Below are 17,626 nucleotides of genomic sequence, written 5' to 3'. Positions count from 1 at the left end.
AACTCATCCGTAGAAGAGGTGCTCGAACACGCGGCGTGCGCGGCGAGTGGCACCGAAATAGTCCTCTTCCACGGCGCTCGCCGAGCGGTCGGGGTATCCGAGCAGCCGGCCGATCGCATCGAGCTCGCTGCGATCCGAGGGCAGCATGTCGCTCGTCTTTCCCGTCAACAGCGTGATTGCGCTGCGCAGGCGGCTCGACAGCAGCCAGGCTTCACGGAGGAGCTCGGCATCATCAGCGGAGATGAGTCCGTTTTCCACACAGGTCGAAAGCGCGTCGAGAGTCGAGGTCGTGCGCAGTTCGGCCAGCGCATGCGCGTGCTGCAGTTGCAACAGCTGCACCAGCCACTCCACATCGCTGAGGGTGCCAGGGCCGAGCTTGAGATGCCGTCGCGGGTCGGCACCCCGCGGCAGCCGCTCCCCCTCGATACGCGCCTTGATGCGTTTGATGTCACGCAGCCCCTGCTGGTCGACATCCTCGGGGTACCGCACGGCATCTGCCATCACCGTGAATCTCTCGATCAGCGCGGTGCTGCCGGCGACCCCCCGAGCTCGCAGCAGCGCTTGCGCCTCCCACGAGACCGACCAGCGCTGGTAGTACGCGGCATAGGCCGCCAGCGAACGCACCAGCGGCCCCTGCCGTCCTTCGGGCCGCAGATCGGCGTCGAGATCGAGCGGAGCACGATGGTCGGTGAGATGCTCGCGCAGCCCGGATACCAGCTTTGTCGCCAGAATCTGCGCCCGTTCCGGATCGACACCGTGCGCGTCGTATACGTAGAGGACGTCAGCATCCGACCCGAAACCGAGCTCAGCACCACCGAAGCGCCCCATCCCGATGACCGCGAACTCCAAGGCGTCGTCCTCAGCAGGCACGACTTCCCGACGCACTGCCCGCAGACCCGCCTGAATCGTGGCGTCGGTGATCGCCGTGAGAGCGGTGGCGACCTCCTCGATCGTGATGGTGCCCAGCACCGCGCCCATCGCTGTGCGCAGCAGCTCACGTCTTCGAAGAGCGCGCACAGCCTTCAGCGCCGATGCCACCGAAGAGTGACGGGTCTGAATGGCGCGGGCTTCCTCGTAGAGCTTCGATTCACCGCGCGGGCGCAATCGCTCGTTGCTGTCGAGCCATGCCACGGACTCGGGAATCCACTCCATCAGCTCGCCGATGTAACGAGATGACGACAGCAGACGCGTCAACCTCTCGGCTGCACCGGAGGAGTCGCGCAGCACACGCAGGAACCAGGAGCTGTCCCCCAGTCGCTCGCTGATGCGACGAAATGCGACCAGCGCGTAGTCCGGGTCGCTCCCCTCGGCGAACCAGCTGACCATCACCGGCATCAGATGCCGCTGAATCGTCACCTTGCGGCTGATCCCCGTGGTCAGCGCACCGATGTGGCCCAGCGCCCCGGCAGGGTCTCGGAATCCGATCGCCGCGAGTCGGTCGTGCGCACGCTCTGTGGCGAGTGTGCGCTGATCTTCCGGCAGCTCGGCGACAGCACTCAGCAGCGGCCGATAGAACAGGCGCGTATGAATCTCCCGCACCTCGCGGCGCACGCTCTCCCACATCGCCCACACACCAGGACCATCTTCGGCAAGCCCGGTGGCCCGGGCGAGCACGCGCAGCCCATCACCAGTGCGCGGCATCAGATGCGTGCGAGAGAGCTCTCGCAGTTGCAGACGGTGCTCGAGCAGGCGCAGCATCCGATAGTCCGCGGCAAAAATCGCGGCGTCCTCTCGCCCGATGTATCCGCCCGCGACGAGGGCGTCCAGGCTCTCCAGGGTGCCCTGGGTTCGGATGCTCGGATCGGTGAGGCCGTGCACCAATTGCAGCAGCTGAACCGTGAATTCGATGTCCCGCAGTCCACCGGCACCGAGTTTGATCTGGTAACCGGCATCCTCCGGGTCGATGTGCTCGGTGACCCGCTCGCGCATGCGCTGCACACTATCGACGAAGTTCTCACGCGCGGCGCTCGACCAGATTTTCGGCTGCACGGCCTCGATATACGCTTCGCCCAGTTCGGAATCGCCTGCGAGCGGCCTGGCTTTCAGGAGCGCTTGGAACTCCCAGCTCTTCGCCCAGCGGTCGTAATACGCCAGGTGCGACGCGAGCGAACGCACCAGCGCCCCCTGTTTGCCCTCCGGGCGCAGGTTCGCGTCGACCTCCCACAGAGGAGGCTCGATCTCGGCCGACGACAGCGCGCGCATCGTCTCCCGAGCGAGTTTCGTGGCGATATCTATCGCTCGTCCTTCGTCAAGACGATCCTCATCAGCACTGGCCCCGACGAAGATGACGTCGACGTCGCTCACATAATTGAGCTCGCGAGCTCCCGCTTTACCCATGCCGATGATCGACAGCTGTGTCAGGGCGACTTCCTCGCGCGAGACCACCTCGGCCACGCGTGTTCTGGCGATCGCCAACGCCGCTTCCAGAGCCGCACCTGCGGCGTCGGCCAAAGATGCCGAAACTGCGGCGATTCTGGATGCCGGCTCCGGGGTCGACAGATCGATGGCCGCGATCTCGGCGATGCACCGGCGGTAGGCCACCCGCAGCGAACACCATGCGAACTCGTCACCGCTTGCGGCAAAACCATCGTGCGCGCCGACGGCCGCGAGCATGCGCTCCGTCAGCGTCACCGCGTTCGGGACGAGCGGGCCCGCCTCGAGCAGCACTGCGAGCTGCTCTGGGTGCCGGTGGAAGAAGTCGCCCAGCCCGACGGAGGCACCGAATACGCGCCAAGCCAGACTGCGCGCCGTCTCGTCACGCAAGATCGCTGCCAGTACGGTGGGGTCGCGCCGCGCGACATGCAGCATTCCGGCTGCGGCAGCATCCGGGTCGGCAGCGTCCGCGCCCCGCACCAGTTCGTCTCGATCGAGGTCGACCAAAGCCGACAGCTCATCCAGCGCGGAGGCGGCCGCTCTCAGCTCGGTGAACCCCAGACGGGCAAGGCCGGAGAGGGTGAACGTCGAACCTGATCTGGCCATCGGCGCTCAGAGGAGCTCGAGGTTGCTCTTCAGCTCGAACGGGGTGACCTGCCCCCGGTAGGCTTCCCATTCCTTGCGCTTGTTGAGCAGCACATAGTTGAAGACCTGTTCGCCCAGTGTCTCGGCGACCAGCTCGGAGTCTTCCATGTACTCGAGCGCCTGATCCAAGCTGGTGGGCAACGAGCGGTAGCCCAGTGCGCGCCGTTCAGCGGCGCTCAACGCCCATACGTTGTTCTCCGCTTCGGGTGGCAGGTCGTACTCTTCCTCGATGCCCTTGAGTCCGGCCGCGAGAAGCAGCGCATAGGCCAGGTACGGGTTCGCTGCCGGGTCAAGGCCCCGGTGCTCAACCCGCGAGGACTGGCTCTTGTGCGGCTTGTACATCGGCACGCGCACCAGTGCAGACCGGTTGGTGTGCCCCCAGGTGACGAAGCTCGGGGCTTCGTCGCCGCCCCACAGCCGCTTGTACGAGTTCACGAATTGATTAGTGACGGCCGCGACCTCGTTGGCGTGCTTCAGCAGCCCTGCGATGAAGTGCCGGCCCGTCTTTGAAAGCTGGTACTCCGCACCCTCTTCCCAGAACGCGTTCTGGTCACCCTCGAACAGCGACATGTGCGTGTGCATTCCGCTACCGGGCTGATCGCTCATCGGCTTCGGCATGAACGTCGCGTAGACGCCCTGCTCGATCGCAACCTCTTTGATCACCGTGCGGAACGTCATGACGTTGTCAGCGGTGGTCAGCGCATCCGCATACCGCAGATCGATCTCGTTCTGGCCCGGGCCACCTTCGTGGTGGCTGTATTCGACGGAGATGCCGAGGTCTTCCAGCATCCGCACCGAACGACGACGGAAATCATGTGCAGTGCCACCGGGGACGTTATCGAAATATCCGGCTGAGTCGACGGGAACAGGGCCATCCGGACCGATCTCGGACGATTTGAGCAGATAGAACTCGATCTCCGGATGCGTGTAGAAAGTGAATCCGGCATCCGCGGCCTTCGCGAGGGAGCGCTTGAGCACCTGACGCGGATCCGCGACCGCCGGTTGGCCGTCGGGAGTGGTCAGATCGCAGAACATGCGTGCGGTGGGATCGACGTCACCACGCCAGGGCAGCGTCTGGAACGTCGTCGGATCAGGCTGCGCGAGCAGATCCGACTCAAAGGTTCTCGTCAAGCCCTCGATTGCGGAGCCATCGAAACCGATGCCCTCAGCAAATGCGCCTTCGACCTCAGCGGGAGCGATTGCCACCGATTTGAGCGTGCCGATCACATCTGTGAACCAGAGTCGGACGAACTTGACGCCACGCTCTTCGATCGTGCGCAGGACGAAATCCCGCTGCTTGTCCATGCCCATATGGTGTCCTAGTTCCCCTCAGCTTCGGAGTTATCGGTCCAGGCGTCTTCTTCTGCGTCTTCGGCAGCCCAGGCCTCAGAGCGCTCACGCAGCGTCTGCAATGCGTTCGCCGCCTGCTCCTGGGTATCGAAGGGACCGACCCGGTCGACGGCGGGCGAAACGTACCCGAGTTCGACTTCACCGGACTTGATGTTGTACCAGTACTTGTCTTCACCGTTAGACATGTGCGCATCCTTACCGTCTGACATGGCCGCATCCCTCTGTAAGGGTCTGTCATGATCCTACTGTCGCGGACCAGTCTCGCTAGGCTAGTGGGCATGGCAAAAGCGATCGGCGTCGACATCGGCGGCACAGGCATCAAAGCAGGCATTGTTGATCTGGAGCACGGAACGATGGCATCCGACCGCGTCCGCGTCCCAACGCCCGAGGGCGCTTCTCCGCAGGACGTCCTCACGGCAGTGCAGACCGTGTTGGAGAAGCTCGATGTGCAGGATTCGACCTTGCCTCTCGGGGTGGCTTTCCCCGCCATCGTCAAGCGCGGAAAGACGCTGTCCGCGGCGAACGTCTCACCAGAATGGGTGGGATTCGAGGCGGAGCAGTTCTTCCGTGACGGTCTGCAGCGCAACATCGTCTTCGTGAACGACGCCGATGCCGCCGGAGTCGCCGAAGCACGCCATGGTGCTGCCAGGGATGTCCGCGGCCTCACGCTGCTGACCACCCTCGGCACCGGGATCGGTTCAGCATTCCTCTACGACGGTGTTCTTGTACCGAACACAGAACTCGGGCACCTGAACTTCCGCGAGCACGAGTCTGTGGAGCGGTGGGCCGCAACATCCGCACGCGAACGCGAAGGCCTCACCTGGGCCGAGTGGGCCGAGCGCCTGCAGGCGTTCTACTCGCACATCGAGTTCCTCTTCAGCCCTGACCTGTTCGTGGTCGGCGGCGGCGTGTCCAAGAACGCCGCAGATTTCCTCCCCCTGCTCGAACTCAACACCCCGATCGTCCCGGCGATCCACCGCAACAACTCGGGCATCATCGGCGCCGCGTCGCTTTCCAACGACTGATCCGCACGAGCTTCTATACATCGCACGAACAGCAAGAGCCCGGCAACTGCCGGGCTCTTGTGTCGTACAGGGCGAATGGGCCGGCCTGTACGCCGGGTTCTGTTCCGGGGCCCCTCTCGAGGTTCCCTTCGACGGCCATCTCTCTACGTGACACGTTGCCGTGCCGCTCTAGCGGTCTACCCGAGGACTCAGCGGGCCGCGTCAACATCCTCTGTATGACCTTGCTCCGGACGAGGTTTACCTGGCGGGTCATGTCACCATGACCCCCGGTGGTCTCTTACACCACCCTTTCACCCTTACCATCCGAGCCCTTCGACAAGCTTAGGGAACGGATGGCGGTCTGCTCTCTGTGGCACTGTCTCGCGGATTACTCCTGGTGGGTGTTACCCACCGTCCTGCCCTGTGGAGCCCGGACGTTCCTCGGTGCGGTTTCCCGCAACGCGGCCGTCCAGCCGACCCATTCGCGTGCCCAGTCTACTTCTCCGCCGTCTGCACGATCTGCAGGTCGAGCGGAACATCGATCGGAAACGTCCCGAACAGACGTCGGGTGGCAATCGCCGCTGCTTCGCATACCGCGGCGGCCGCGGCATCTGCCTGTTCCTCTGGCACGTGCAGGATCACCTCGTCGTGCAGAAAGAAGGCCAGATGTGCACTTCGTGCGAACGGGCCGGATGCTGGGGCTTCCACCTGCGCGTCCGGGAGTTGCCGCAGACGGTGCCGGATCTCAGCAAGCCAGATCAGCGACCACTCGGCCGCGGTTCCCTGCACGATGAAGTTACGCGTGAACCGTCCGCGTTCACGCGCACTCTGTCGGGCGCGTTTGACCTCGCCCGGGTCAACATCCGCATCGGATGCTGCGCTCTGCAGCGCCTGCCAACGTTCATCGGGCGGCGGCGAGGATCGCCCGAGCTTGGTCGAGACGACTCCCCCGTTCTCGCCGGTGCGCGCCGCTTCATCGACACGACGCATCGCGCGGGGATAGACCCTGCGCAAGCGCGGCACCAGGCGTCCGCTGTCTCCTGTGGTCGCGCCGTACATTGCACCGAGCACCGCGTACTTGGCTTCTTCACGCGTGGCTACCGCACCGGACGCGACGACTCCCTCGTACAGATCACGCCCGCGAGCAGCCTCAGCCATCGCCTTGTCCTCAGCGAGCGCTGCGAGCATCCGGGGCTCGAGCTGCGCGACATCGGCGACGACCAGAATCCATCCCGGGTCAGCGCGCACGGCAGGGCGGAGAACCCGCGGCAGCTGAAGCGCCCCGCCGCCGGCCGATGCCCAGCGTCCGGTGACGACGCCGCCAGGAATGTAGACCGGGCGAAAGCGTCCGTCGTGCACCCACTCGGAAAGCCATGCCCAACCGTTCGCGCTCAGCAGCCGTGCAAGCTTTTTGTACGCCAGCAGCGGCTCAATCACCGGGTGCGAGATCTCGCTGAGTTCCCATTGACTGGTGGATTCGACGTTGACGCCGACGCGGTGCAGCGCGCGCAGCAGTTTGGTGTGGCTGTCGAGATGGAGTTGCGGATCTCCCAGGTGGAAGCGCACAGTATCGGCGAACTGAGCCATCCGTGCCGGCATCCCCCCGCCTGCAGGTCGCTGTCCGAGGGCATCCACGAGAATGCGGTCGTGCGTTTCGACATCCCACGGCAACCCGCCGGCGCGCATTTCTTCGGCGAGGAGGCCCCCGGCCGACTCTGCTGCGCACAGCAGAGCGAGCCGCCCGGTGCGATCAGCTTCGATGACGCGACGCTGCTCGAGGTATTGCGCAAGCAGATCGGCCACCGGATCGGCGGCGGTGTGATCGACGACTTCGAACAGGGCGGGCGCGCCGTCCTCCGGAGCGCGGGGAATCCATTCGGATGAAGGAGCGAGTGGCCGGGCGACCGCATCGGTGTCGCGCAGGATCGCATGACACAGCAGCAGGTCATGTGTGCGCACGAGGAGCACCGACGCTGCCAGCAGCCGCGGATAGATCTCGCGGGCGCTGCGGATCACCCACCGCGGAGAGCGCTCGGTTTCGGTTTCTCGCACCCATGTGATGAACGCGGCACCACGCAGCACGGTGCGCTCGTGTTCAGCGTCGCCGGCGTCGAGCTCGACCGCAGTAACTTCGCCAGCGCCGGTATCGGCCAGCAGGATTCTGGTGCCCGAGGCGGAGGCCGTCGGCGCCGTCACCGTCGGGGACGGTGCCGACATGGTGTCACAGGCCCGATTCTTCGGTGCGCACGAGGATTCCGCCACACTCCGGGCAGGAGAGCACAGCATCGGGTGCAGCTTGGCGAATCTGGCTGAGGCTCGTCCCGGGGAGCATCATGCGGCATCCCTCGCAGGTGCCGCGACGCAGCAGACCAACGGCGATTCCCCGTGTTGCACGACGTGTGTAGTCGGCGAGGAGATCGGCGGGAATGGCGGCGGTGATGGCTTCACGGTCGCGGTTCAGGTGATCGAGTTCTGTGGTCGCCGCTGCCACGGCAGCTTTTGCCTGCGTTGTGAGCTCGGTGCCCTCAGCAGTCGTCACGTCGATCAGCGCCTGCTGCGCGGCAACGGCAGCCTCGGCCGCTTCAACCCGCGACATGACCTCGAGCTCCATGTCTTCCAGATCACTGACGCGCTTGGCAAGGCTGGCGAGTTCGCTCTCGAGAGCCTGAGCATCTTTCGCATTGGTGGAGGTCGCCAGCCGGTCCGCATCCCGGGTCCGACGCTGCTCGACGAGCTGCACGTCTGATTCGAGACGCTTGAGTTCTGTGCGCGCGTCGTCACGAGCACCGGCCAACGCCGTCAGCTCACGAAGCTGCTCCTGGCGCTGTGTTGCCAGCTCGTTGATACGCGGCCCTTGGACCGGGGTCGTCCGCGCGCGCTCGACTTTCTGGATGCGACGATCTAGGTCGGCGACGTCGAGAAGGATGCGCTGGTGCTCAGGACTGGCGTTCACATGTCCAACCTACCCGCGGCAGCTGACATCCGCAGATCGGCTCGTTCAGCCGGGCGTGCCATCGAGGTACGTCCAGACGCGATTCTCGCGCACGAATCGGCTCCGCTCCCGCATCGAGGCATGCACGCCGTCTTCACGGTAGAACGCTTCGAACTCGACGACCGCCGCCGTATCGAACGGCCCGCCGGCTTCCGTGGCGATGATGTCGAGTCTCGTCCACCGAATTTGCGGGTCCAGTTCCAGGTCGTTCGGTCTGGTGGATGGATGCCACGACCGCAGCAGGTACGCGGCATCCCCCATCGCGAACGCAGTGAATCGCGATCGCATCAACCGCTCCGCGGTCGGCGCAGCGATAGCGTCCGACAGGATCGGACCGCAGCACGACTCATAAATGTCGCCGGATAAGCAGGGGCAGCGCATGGTTCAATCATGCCGCGTATGGGCCGCCCCGCTACGCTGAATCACGACCGAAGGAGATCTCGATGACCGCTCTTCCCATCCGTACGGCGCACAACGGCTTCACGCTGCCCGCACTCGGGCTCGGAACTTATCGCTTGAACGGTGAGGAGGGCGCCGCCGCGATTGCCGCGGGCATCGATGCCGGATATCGGCTGGTGGACTCCGCCTTCAATTATGAGAACGAGGGTGCGGTCGGTCGCGGCGTGGCCGCTGCTATCACCGAGCGCTCAGAGATCATCGTCACGACCAAGATTCCCGGTCGCCATCACCCACTCGAGAAGGCTCGGACGAGCATCGAGGAAAGCCGATTCCGACTCGGTCTGGATGTGACCGATCTGCACCTCATTCATTGGCCGAATCCGACCCAAGACGAGTACGTGCAGGCGTGGACAGCGCTCGTCGACGCCCAGCAGCGCGGCATCGTGCGACAGATCGGTGTGTCGAACTTTCTGCCCGAGCACCTGGAGCGTCTCGAGCGTGAGACCGGTGTGCTGCCCGTCGTGAATCAGATCGAACTGCACCCGTACTTCCCGCAGGAGGAGCAGCTCGCATTCCACCGCGAGCACGGGATCATCACCGAAGCCTGGAGCCCGATCGGGCGTGCCCGTGATCTGATTGAAGAGCCGGTGGTCGTCGAGGTCGCCCAGGCGCACGGCATCACGCCGGTGCAGACAGTGCTGGCCTGGCATGTAGCTCGGGAGACTGTTGCAATCCCGAAGGCGTCGTCGCTGGAGCACCAGCAGGCCAATCTTGCGGCAGCATCCGTCGTTCTCGCCGATGACGAGGTTGCCGCGATTACGGCCCTCGGTCGTGTTGATGGCCGACTGTTCAATGCGGATCCGCGTACGCACGAAGAGTCCTAGCAGCTCTCGACCCGGGAGACTGGTGCCCAGACCGGAATATCCGGCTGCGTCGCCTGCTTGCATTGAGTATGAGAGCAATCGTGTACACAGGCAAGGGCGGCTCCGACGCGCTCACGTTGGTCGAGCGCGACGAAGAACAGCCGGGCACCGGTGAGGTGCGCATCCGCGTCCACGTATCGGGCGTGAATCCCACCGATTGGAAGGCTCGAGCGTCCTCGGGAACACCAATGCCGTTCGAGCAGATCGTGCCGAACCAGGATGGTGCCGGCATCGTGGATGCCGTCGGTGACGGCGTCGGTGACCTGCAGGTCGGAGATCGTGTGTGGGTGTACCTTGCAGCTCACGAACGTCCGACCGGGACCGCCCAGGACGTCACGGTCGTTCCCGCGTCTCGCGCTGTCCGACTTCCGGACGGGGTCGGATTCGACGTCGCTGCGAGCCTCGGCGTACCGGCGATGACTGCGCATCGCGCGCTGACCGTGCACGAGCATGGCCCATCCCGGCTCTCCCCCGGCGCGCTCGCCGATCGGACGGTTCTCGTTCAAGGTGGGGCGGGCGCTGTAGGGCATGCGTCCATCCAGCTCGCCGTCTGGGCAGGCGCAAAGGTTCTCACGACCGTCAGCAGCGACCAGAAGGAGGAGCTCGCCCGCGCGGCCGGCGCCCACCACGTATTCCGCTATCCCGATGACCGGTTGGCTGAACGAATTCTCGAGGTCGCCCCGTCGGGCGTCGACCACATCGTTGAGGTATCACCAGCCATGAACGCCGCCGTGGATGTCGCTGTGCTGGCCAACCACGGTTCGATCGCGTTCTACGCCAACGACAAGGGCGAAACGATCACGGTCCCCATCGTCGCCAGCTTCGCAAAGAACGCCCGCTGGCAGGGATTGCTGCTGTACACGATCGGCGAGGATGCTCTCGCCAGCGCGGTCGAAGACATCACAGCTGCGTTGGAAGCAAACGCGCTTCCCGTTGGTGCTGAGGCCGGGCTTCCGCTCACCTGGTTTTCGCTAGAAGAGACCGCCGCCGCTCACGACGCGGTGCAACAGGGAACGATCGGCAAAGTCCTCATTCGCGTCACGGAGGACGACGCCTGAGCGCAGTCGTGCACGTCAACCATCGAGGCTTTGTCGGGTACCCTCGCGGCGGCGGGATGCCATCATCGGAGACCCGGTGACGCAGCCCAGCTGTTCACCGGACAGGTGTCGTCCGAAGTTTGTGAGCGCTTCGTCCCAGCCGTCGTACACGAAGCCATCGCCGGGCTTCCCTTCGTACCCGCGCAAATGGAACACCAGCTCACTGCGGTTGAGACCCTGCGAAGTAAAGGTGAGGGTGATGACCGGTGCTGTCTCGACGGGCGCGCTTGGTTCGCCCCAGGTGAAGACGAGGCGGTGATTCGGTTCGACCTCGAGGAAAACGCCGCCGGTGGGGAACTTCTCACCGGTCTCGTCATTGGTCATCGTGTACGCGTAGCGGCCACCGACGCGGACGTCGAACGAGACCGAGTCGGTGCTGACGCCGAACGGGCGCAGCCACTGGGCCAGCTCGGACTCCTCCGTCCAGGCGCGCCATACGAGTTCACGCGAGACGTCAAAAGTGCCGGTAATGGAGAGTGTTCGCCACTGCGCCTGCACGGTGCGGGTAACGAGACCCGCGCGTTCGAGCACCTTGAGGTGCTGGGAGATCGCGGGTGCACTCATATCGAATGGCGCCGCAACCTCGCCGACTGTGGCGGGACCATGGGGCCGCGCGGACCAGCCTTCTATCGACGCTAGGGCTACTATCAACGATTATGGAGACCCTGGGACTCGTGATTGCCGCACTTGCTGGCCTAGCGATCGCTGCCATTGGCGTTCTCTACCTCATGCGGCCACGCATGATGGCAACAGTTTTCGGGCTACCCGCACTGCCGCACGAGGATGCCACACCGTGGCTCCGCATCAAAGGCATTCGTGACCTCACAACCGGCGTCGTAGCTGGTGTCCTCATTCTGCTGGCACCCTCTACCGTGATCGGATGGACCCTGCTCGCATTCGCAATCATCCCAGCCGGGGACGCCGTGACCATACTGGCCGCACGCGGTGACGTCAAGGCCGCATGGCGTATACACGGAACGACAGCAGCGGTCATGATCGTCGGCGCGATCCTTCTGCTTAGCGCATGACTTCGCCTGCACGAAGCGCCAGCGGCAAACAGTCGCTTTCTCGACCCCACCAGAATGCTCTCACCCCTCACGCATCCCATATTTGAGATGCGTGACCGCCGGCCCCTCAACGACCCGAATAATCTCCATTGCGATGGGCTCGTCATCGAGGCCTGAGAACAGTCGGCGTCCCCTGCCAAGGATCACCGGAACGAGGTGCGGACGCTCGCCCCACAGCGCCTCGGCGTGGTCGTAGCTGTCACGACCCATGATCATCGCGCCGGTGCGCTCGAACTCGGGACAGGATCTCGTCGGCTGTGAACTGTGCCCGATCCGCAACGTCGTGAGCGAACCATTTGTGCAGCCGACCGCCGCCGCGCCCCATCGGGAGCCCGGGATTTGCACCGATACCTGCGTATACATCTAATTACTCGACCGCGGCCGCGTCACCCTTGACGTTTGCCGCACCTGTGTCCACGGCCTCTGCAAGCGTTCTCCCGTCGTAGAGCAGCGAGGCGAGTGTCTTGGGGTCCGTTGCAATAGTCGCGTCCGCTGATGTCGCCGATACCGGTTCTACGCGCAAGGATCCGTTGTCTACCTGCGCATGGAAACGGCGCTCCTCGAGCAGCATCTCTATGCTCAGCCGAACACCTGACGCCGCCTCCGGCCGGAACATCGTGCGCTGCGAGAGGATGACCGAACTCACGCTCAACCCCCGCTCGCGGTCGAAGAAGGGCGATCGGGCGCCCCAAGCACCCAGCTGGATGATCACAGGCTCCAGCTCTGCACCCCAAGGCATCGCACCGTCTGGGTACACACCAGAGCAGACCATCGTGTACGCGGTGATCGTGTGCTTCCTCGCACCGTTCCTCCGGGTCATCCCCGTCATGACCGCGTCGATCACCGCCTCCTCCAGCCTTGTCGGCGAGAAGGAGCGCCGCACCATCGAGGGCCTGCTCTACACGCCGCTGACGAACCGGAAACTCGTGCTCGCTAAAGTGCTCGGCTCGGTGATCAAACGTACGAGATTATCGCGTACGAGCCGGGTACTTGCGGCCCAAACACCCGCTCACCAAGCACCCGCTGATCCGGCTCCGGTTCCCTACGCCTGACGTGTGCGCCGCGCTCGTTGCCTAGCGACCAGCAGTATCGCGCCCGCCGCAATCGTCAGCCCTCCGCTGAGGAGCCCAAGCTGCCCAAGCGGCAGCTCTGTCCCGGTAGCCGCAAGTTGCTTGGCAGAGGTGTCATTCTTCGCAGGCTCCGGCTTGACGACCGGGGTCACCGGCGCAGGCGCAGGTGCCGGATCGGGTGTTGGTGCCGGCATAGGTGCAGGTGCCGGATCGGGCGTTGGTACCGGCTCAGGTGTTGGTACCGGATCGGGTGTTGGTACCGGCTCAGGTGTTGGTACCGGATCGGGTGTTGGTACCGGCACAGGCGCCGGTGCCGGCTCAGGTGTTGGTACCGGCACAGGCGCCGGTGCCGGCTCAGGTGTTGGTACCGGCACAGGCGCCGGTGCCGGCTCAGGAGTTGGTGCCGGCTCAGGTGTTGGTGTCGGTGTCGGCTCGGGTGTCGGCTCAGGATCCGGCACCGCGGTCACCGTCACTGTCAGCGCAACGAGCGACGTCGATGCCGCGTTGTTGAGATCTCCGCCGTAGGCTGCGGTGATCGAGTGAGTACCGACCGCGAGCGAGGAGGTGGCGAGGATCGCGCTCGCCGTTGTCGCCGACGCGCCGGCAGTTGCGCTTGCGCTACCCAGCGAGGTGCCATCGGCGAAGAACTCGACGGTGCCGGTGGGCATCGCCCCCGTTACCTCGGCATTGAAGGAAACCTCAGTGCCGGCTTCCACAGACGCGTTGGCTGCAGTCACGACCGTCGTGGTCGCCGCTACTGGTGGTTCTACTTCGACAGTCACCGGCGCTGATATCGATGGTAAAACCCAAGTGTTGCCCGCATAGTGGGCGGTGATCTGGTGGGATCCGCTGGTCAACGCCACGTTAGGGAGGGCAGCCTGGCCCGTCGCGGCCACCGGAACCTCCCCGAGGCTGGTAGCACCATCGAAGAATTCGACATTGCCCGCGAAGTTCGCCGTAAACCCCGGGCGTGCAACCGTTGCAGTCAGGTCAACAGGGTTTCCAGCAGTGACCGTGCCACTGCTGGCGGTGAGCACGGTGGTGGCACCTAAGAGGGTCGTGGCGGTGCCAAAAATTCCGGGGCCCGAGGCGCGGTAGCTAACAGTGCCCGCTTGGCCCCCGAACCCAGCGAGCACCATCGTGTACTCCACTTCAGCTTCGAGATTCACCTGCCCGAAGTCGTCCACCTCAGCAACACAGTTACTGAGGTCATTTCGGTCGAAGGCTCCTTCAAATATCATGAATCGCCCATCCGCCGGACTTTTTAAGTCACGGAAGGTGTACAGACCGGTCGCGCTCACGACGGCCACCGAGGTGATCGCACGACGTCCACCGCCATGCCAAGCCGCCTCCGTTGAGCAGTCGGCGCCACTGGGCCAGGCGACGGTGCTCGGGTCTTCGTTAGTGACGGTGTATTTGAATTGGTAAGAGATGGGATCCGCGTAGGCGGGAGTGCTGATGAACAGGGCACCAGCGGCGAGTGCAACGACGACACTCGCGCTCAACAATGATCGACGCATAAGGCACGATCTTATTGTGCGTTGGGGGTGCATATTTCAACAACGCGTAACGGTGTCCGTCAGGCCATCCCGATCGAAGATACGGTGGAAGGCGAACCCGGTGAATCGTTCGAATCGCTTCTTGATCCGAACCTCCACGCCGCAGCACTGGCCTACGAGGCCAGGCTGCGCGCAGGAGAGGATGTCAAACCTGCGGATCTCGCAAGTTTGACATCGAACATTGTGTGGGCCCGGCCGGGATCGAACCGACGACATCCACGGTGTAAACGTGGCGCTCTACCAGCTGAGCTACAGGCCCTGGTGTCTCCATCATATCCGTCTGAAAGATGTGCGCCGACACCGATGAAGGGGGCTAGGCTGAATGAGGCGCGCGTTGTGCCGAGCCGACAAGGCTCCCCGCGTTGCTTCCCGTTTCCTTGGCAAGACCTGCCAGCTTGACGAAAGGCTCCACGTGACCGTTCACGACCAGGATCCGTACTCCCAAGGCCCCCTTGACAGCGATCCGGAGGAAACCGGCGAGTGGAATCAGTCCCTCGACGAGCTCGTTGATGTAAAGGGTCCCGGCCGCGGCCGCGAGATCATGCTCAGCATGCTCAAGCGCTCCAAGGAGCTGCACCTAAACGTCCCGATGGTTCCGACCACGGACTACATCAACACCATCGCTTCAGAGAATGAACCCGACTTCCCGGGTGACGAAGAACTCGAGCGCCGCTACCGCCACTGGATCCGGTGGAACGCCGCCGTCACGGTGCACCGCGCACAGCGCCCCGGCATCGGTGTCGGTGGCCACATCTCGACCTATGCTTCAGCAGCTTCGCTGTACGAGGTCGGTCACAACCACTTCTTCCGTGGGCAGGATCACTCCTCCGGCGGAGACCAGATCTTCTACCAGGGACACGCCTCCCCCGGCATGTACGCCCGTAGTTTCCTTGAGGGTCGCCTCAGCGAACAGCAGCTCGATGCGTTCCGCCAGGAGAAGTCCGGCGCCCCGAACGGCATCCCCTCCTACCCGCACCCGCGCATGATGCCGGAGTTCTGGCAGTTCCCCACGGTCTCGATGGGACTCGGCCCGATCAACGCCATCTACCAGGCGATGGCGAACAAGTACCTCGAGAACCGCGGCATCAAGGACGTCGGGGACTCGCACGTCTGGGCATTCCTCGGCGATGGCGAGATGGATGAGGTCGAATCTCGCGGCCAGCTCCAGGTCGCAGCGAACGAGGGCCTCGACAACCTCACCTTCGTGATCAACTGCAACCTGCAGCGCCTTGATGGTCCGGTGCGCGGTAACGGCAAGATCATCCAGGAACTGGAGTCGTATTTCCGCGGCGCCGGCTGGAACGTCATCAAGGTCGTCTGGGGTCGCGAATGGGATGACCTCCTCGACCGCGACACCGACGGCGCACTGCTGAACCTCATGAACGTCACCCCCGACGGTGACTACCAGACCTACAAGGCCGAGAGCGGCGCATTCGTGCGCGAGAACTTCTTCGGCCGCGATGAGCGTGCCGCAGCTCTGGTCAAGGACTACACCGACGACCAGATCTGGAAGCTGCGCCGCGGCGGACACGACTACCGCAAGGTATATGCCGCTTACAAGGCCGCGATGGAGCACAAGGGCCAGCCGACCGTCATCCTCGCGAAGACGGTCAAGGGCTACGGCCTCGGCCCGCACTTCGAGGGTCGTAACGCGACGCACCAGATGAAGAAGATGACGCTGGAAGACTTGAAGCTCTTCCGCGACACCATGCAGATTCCGATCACGGATGCTCAGCTCGAAGAAGACCCGTACCGTCCCCCCTACTACCACCCGGGCGCCCAGGACGAGACGATCCAGTACATGCTGGACCGCCGCGGCGACCTCGGCGGTTTCCTCCCCGAGCGGCGCAGCACGCATGTCGATCTGACTCTGCCCGAGGACAAGGATTACGCCTTCCCCAAGAAGGGCTCGGGCAACCAGGAAGTCGCCACGACCATGGCGTTCGTCCGCATGCTCAAGGACCTCATGCGGGTGAAGGGCTTCGGCGAGCGGATCGTTCCGATCATTCCGGACGAGGCCCGCACCTTCGGTATGGACGCGTACTTCCCGACGGCGAAGATCTACAACCCGAACGGACAGAACTACACTGCCGTTGACCGCGAGCTGCTCCTGGCCTACAAGGAGAGCCCGCAGGGTCAGATCATGCACGTCGGCATCAACGAAGCCGGCGCCACCGCAGCGTTCACCGCAACCGGTACGTCCTACTCGACACACGGCGAGCCGCTGATTCCGATCTACATCTTCTACTCGATGTTCGGCTACCAGCGCACCGGCGACGCCTTCTGGGCTGCTGCTGACCAGATGACTCGTGGCTTCGTCATCGGTGCAACCGCAGGTCGCACAACGCTGACCGGTGAGGGCACCCAGCACGCTGACGGCCACTCGCCGCTGCTGGCCTCCACCAACCCGTCGACGCTGACCTATGATCCGGCCTACGGCTACGAGGTTTCACACATCGTCCAGGCCGGCATCGAGCGCATGTACGGCGGCGAGCACCCCGACCCGAACGTCATGTACTACCTCACGGTCTACAACGAGCCGCTGAAGCAGCCCGCTGAGCCGGAGAACGTCGACGTCGAGGGCATCCTCAAGGGCATCCACCGTGTCGCCGAAGGTGACGGCGACGGACCCCGCGTGCAGCTGCTCGCATCCGGCGTCGGTGTGCCGTGGGCTCTCGAAGCTCAGGGACTGCTCAAGCAGGACTGGGGCATTGTCGCCGATGTCTGGTCGGTCACCAGCTGGAACGAGCTGCGTCGCGACGGACTCGCCGCCGACGAGCACAACTTCCTGCACCCCGAGGCAGACCCCCAGGTGGCCTACCTCACGCAGAAGCTGCAGCACGCGGAAGGCCCGTTCATCGCAACGAGCGACTTCATGCACGCGGTTCAGGATCAGATCCGTCAGTGGATTCCCGGCAGCTACTACACGCTGGGTGCAGACGGGTTCGGTTTCGCTGACACCCGCGCGGCTGCCCGTCGCTTCTTCAAGATCGACGGCCCCTCGATGGTGGTTCGCGCTTTGCAGAGCCTCGCGGACAAGGGTCAGATCGACCGTTCGCTGATCGCACAGGCGATCACGAAGTACGACCTGCACAACGTCAACGCCGGCACGAGCGGAAACGCCGGCGGAGATAGCTGAGCCGGGTG

Annotated in this window: 16 protein-coding genes, 1 tRNA gene and 1 other RNA gene; 6 read left to right on the top strand and 12 right to left on the bottom strand. The window is 64.2% G+C overall.

Going from position 1 to position 17,626, the window contains the following annotated elements; translation table 11 throughout:
* Nucleotides 1-3: 3 nt before the first annotated feature.
* The 3 genes from ACSU1L_RS02040 to ACSU1L_RS02030 are packed head-to-tail and all read right to left on the bottom strand — an operon-like array spanning nt 4 to nt 4,553.
* Entirely contained in the window at nt 4-2,979 is a 2,976-nt protein-coding gene (locus ACSU1L_RS02040) for a bifunctional [glutamine synthetase] adenylyltransferase/[glutamine synthetase]-adenylyl-L-tyrosine phosphorylase (RefSeq protein ID WP_439254527.1), read from the bottom strand.
* 6 nt (nt 2,980-2,985) lie between these two features.
* Complete coding sequence (gene glnA, locus ACSU1L_RS02035; RefSeq protein ID WP_438254414.1) at nt 2,986-4,323, bottom strand: type I glutamate--ammonia ligase; 1,338 nt, start codon at nt 4,321-4,323, stop codon at nt 2,986-2,988.
* Nucleotides 4,324-4,337: 14 nt separating this feature from the next.
* The gene (locus ACSU1L_RS02030; RefSeq protein ID WP_439254526.1) at nt 4,338-4,553 is read right to left on the bottom strand and encodes an SPOR domain-containing protein; all 216 of its coding nucleotides are present in this window, start codon (nt 4,551-4,553) and stop codon (nt 4,338-4,340) included.
* Nucleotides 4,554-4,646: 93 nt separating this feature from the next.
* Here ACSU1L_RS02030 and ppgK point away from each other — a divergent pair, with 93 nt between their 5' ends.
* Entirely contained in the window at nt 4,647-5,393 is a 747-nt protein-coding gene (ppgK, locus tag ACSU1L_RS02025) for a polyphosphate--glucose phosphotransferase (protein WP_438254411.1), read from the top strand.
* Between the two features lie 72 nt (nt 5,394-5,465).
* Here the strand turns inward: ppgK and rnpB are convergent.
* From rnpB to ACSU1L_RS02005, 4 genes are all read right to left on the bottom strand, one after another.
* An RNA gene (rnpB, locus tag ACSU1L_RS02020) (RNase P RNA component class A) lies at nt 5,466-5,853 on the bottom strand.
* Between the two features lie 14 nt (nt 5,854-5,867).
* A complete protein-coding gene (locus ACSU1L_RS02015; protein ID WP_439254525.1) occupies nt 5,868-7,589 on the bottom strand; it encodes a bifunctional 3'-5' exonuclease/DNA polymerase in 1,722 nt (573 codons plus the stop codon).
* 4 nt (nt 7,590-7,593) lie between these two features.
* Nucleotides 7,594-8,325, bottom strand: a complete 732-nt coding sequence (locus ACSU1L_RS02010; RefSeq protein WP_438254409.1) for a zinc ribbon domain-containing protein — start codon at nt 8,323-8,325, stop codon at nt 7,594-7,596.
* 45 nt (nt 8,326-8,370) lie between these two features.
* Complete coding sequence (locus ACSU1L_RS02005) at nt 8,371-8,745, bottom strand: YchJ family protein (RefSeq protein WP_438254407.1); 375 nt, start codon at nt 8,743-8,745, stop codon at nt 8,371-8,373.
* Between the two features lie 62 nt (nt 8,746-8,807).
* On the opposite strand from ACSU1L_RS02005, the gene ACSU1L_RS02000 reads away from it, so the two are divergent.
* Both ACSU1L_RS02000 and ACSU1L_RS01995 read left to right on the top strand, forming a co-directional pair.
* Complete coding sequence (locus ACSU1L_RS02000; protein ID WP_438254406.1) at nt 8,808-9,647, top strand: aldo/keto reductase; 840 nt, start codon at nt 8,808-8,810, stop codon at nt 9,645-9,647.
* A gap of 68 nt (nt 9,648-9,715) precedes the next feature.
* Nucleotides 9,716-10,744 (top strand): NADPH:quinone reductase, encoded by a 1,029-nt coding sequence (locus tag ACSU1L_RS01995; protein ID WP_439255032.1) that lies wholly within the window; start codon nt 9,716-9,718, stop codon nt 10,742-10,744.
* Nucleotides 10,745-10,759: 15 nt separating this feature from the next.
* On the opposite strand, the gene ACSU1L_RS01990 is transcribed toward ACSU1L_RS01995, so the two are convergent.
* Nucleotides 10,760-11,347 (bottom strand): SRPBCC domain-containing protein, encoded by a 588-nt coding sequence (locus ACSU1L_RS01990; RefSeq protein ID WP_439254523.1) that lies wholly within the window; start codon nt 11,345-11,347, stop codon nt 10,760-10,762.
* Between the two features lie 92 nt (nt 11,348-11,439).
* Between ACSU1L_RS01990 and ACSU1L_RS01985 the strand changes: the two genes are divergently transcribed.
* On the top strand, nt 11,440-11,811 hold the full coding sequence (locus ACSU1L_RS01985) for a DUF4267 domain-containing protein (RefSeq protein WP_439254522.1): 372 nt from the start codon (nt 11,440-11,442) through the stop codon (nt 11,809-11,811).
* 60 nt (nt 11,812-11,871) lie between these two features.
* Here ACSU1L_RS01985 and ACSU1L_RS01980 read toward each other — a convergent pair whose 3' ends face one another.
* Both ACSU1L_RS01980 and ACSU1L_RS01975 read right to left on the bottom strand, forming a co-directional pair.
* Complete coding sequence (locus ACSU1L_RS01980) at nt 11,872-12,066, bottom strand: hypothetical protein (protein WP_439254521.1); 195 nt, start codon at nt 12,064-12,066, stop codon at nt 11,872-11,874.
* A gap of 151 nt (nt 12,067-12,217) precedes the next feature.
* A complete protein-coding gene (locus ACSU1L_RS01975; RefSeq protein ID WP_439254520.1) occupies nt 12,218-12,562 on the bottom strand; it encodes an alkyl sulfatase C-terminal domain-containing protein in 345 nt (114 codons plus the stop codon).
* Here ACSU1L_RS01975 and ACSU1L_RS01970 point away from each other — a divergent pair.
* Entirely contained in the window at nt 12,555-12,902 is a 348-nt protein-coding gene (locus tag ACSU1L_RS01970) for an ABC transporter permease subunit (RefSeq protein ID WP_439254518.1), read from the top strand. The genes ACSU1L_RS01975 and ACSU1L_RS01970 overlap by 8 nt on opposite strands.
* On the opposite strand, the gene ACSU1L_RS01965 is transcribed toward ACSU1L_RS01970, so the two are convergent.
* Together ACSU1L_RS01965 and ACSU1L_RS01960 are read right to left on the bottom strand one after the other, a co-directional pair.
* Nucleotides 12,893-14,440: an Ig-like domain-containing protein gene (locus ACSU1L_RS01965; protein WP_439254516.1), complete on the bottom strand. Its 1,548-nt coding sequence runs from the start codon at nt 14,438-14,440 to the stop codon at nt 12,893-12,895. The genes ACSU1L_RS01970 and ACSU1L_RS01965 overlap by 10 nt on opposite strands.
* 225 nt (nt 14,441-14,665) lie before the next feature.
* Nucleotides 14,666-14,738 (bottom strand) — tRNA-Val (locus ACSU1L_RS01960).
* Nucleotides 14,739-14,891: 153 nt separating this feature from the next.
* Between ACSU1L_RS01960 and aceE the strand changes: the two genes are divergently transcribed.
* Complete coding sequence (gene aceE / locus ACSU1L_RS01955; RefSeq protein WP_439254514.1) at nt 14,892-17,618, top strand: pyruvate dehydrogenase (acetyl-transferring), homodimeric type; 2,727 nt, start codon at nt 14,892-14,894, stop codon at nt 17,616-17,618.
* Nucleotides 17,619-17,626: the final 8 nt, after the last annotated feature.

The organism is Microbacterium sp. A94 (genome assembly GCF_051842855.1).
Taxonomy (GTDB): domain Bacteria; phylum Actinomycetota; class Actinomycetes; order Actinomycetales; family Microbacteriaceae; genus Microbacterium.
This window is presented reverse-complemented; position numbering and strand designations above follow the sequence as displayed.

Excerpts from the sequence above, each read along its gene's own strand:
- glnA (WP_438254414.1), bottom strand. The coding sequence starts at position 4,323 with ATGGACAAGCAGCGGGATTTCGTCCTGCGCACGATCGAAGAGCGTGGC.
- ACSU1L_RS01990 (WP_439254523.1), bottom strand. The coding sequence starts at position 11,347 with ATGAGTGCACCCGCGATCTCCCAGCACCTCAAGGTGCTCGAACGCGCG.
- ACSU1L_RS01980 (WP_439254521.1), bottom strand. The coding sequence starts at position 12,066 with ATGATCATGGGTCGTGACAGCTACGACCACGCCGAGGCGCTGTGGGGC.
- ACSU1L_RS02000 (WP_438254406.1), top strand. The coding sequence starts at position 8,808 with ATGACCGCTCTTCCCATCCGTACGGCGCACAACGGCTTCACGCTGCCC.
- ACSU1L_RS02040 (WP_439254527.1), bottom strand. The coding sequence starts at position 2,979 with ATGGCCAGATCAGGTTCGACGTTCACCCTCTCCGGCCTTGCCCGTCTG.
- ACSU1L_RS02005 (WP_438254407.1), bottom strand. The coding sequence starts at position 8,745 with ATGCGCTGCCCCTGCTTATCCGGCGACATTTATGAGTCGTGCTGCGGT.
- ACSU1L_RS01965 (WP_439254516.1), bottom strand. The coding sequence starts at position 14,440 with ATGCGTCGATCATTGTTGAGCGCGAGTGTCGTCGTTGCACTCGCCGCT.
- ppgK (WP_438254411.1), top strand. The coding sequence starts at position 4,647 with ATGGCAAAAGCGATCGGCGTCGACATCGGCGGCACAGGCATCAAAGCA.
- ACSU1L_RS01995 (WP_439255032.1), top strand. The coding sequence starts at position 9,716 with ATGAGAGCAATCGTGTACACAGGCAAGGGCGGCTCCGACGCGCTCACG.
- ACSU1L_RS02030 (WP_439254526.1), bottom strand. The coding sequence starts at position 4,553 with ATGTCTAACGGTGAAGACAAGTACTGGTACAACATCAAGTCCGGTGAA.
- ACSU1L_RS01970 (WP_439254518.1), top strand. The coding sequence starts at position 12,555 with ATGATCACAGGCTCCAGCTCTGCACCCCAAGGCATCGCACCGTCTGGG.
- ACSU1L_RS01985 (WP_439254522.1), top strand. The coding sequence starts at position 11,440 with ATGGAGACCCTGGGACTCGTGATTGCCGCACTTGCTGGCCTAGCGATC.
- ACSU1L_RS02015 (WP_439254525.1), bottom strand. The coding sequence starts at position 7,589 with ATGTCGGCACCGTCCCCGACGGTGACGGCGCCGACGGCCTCCGCCTCG.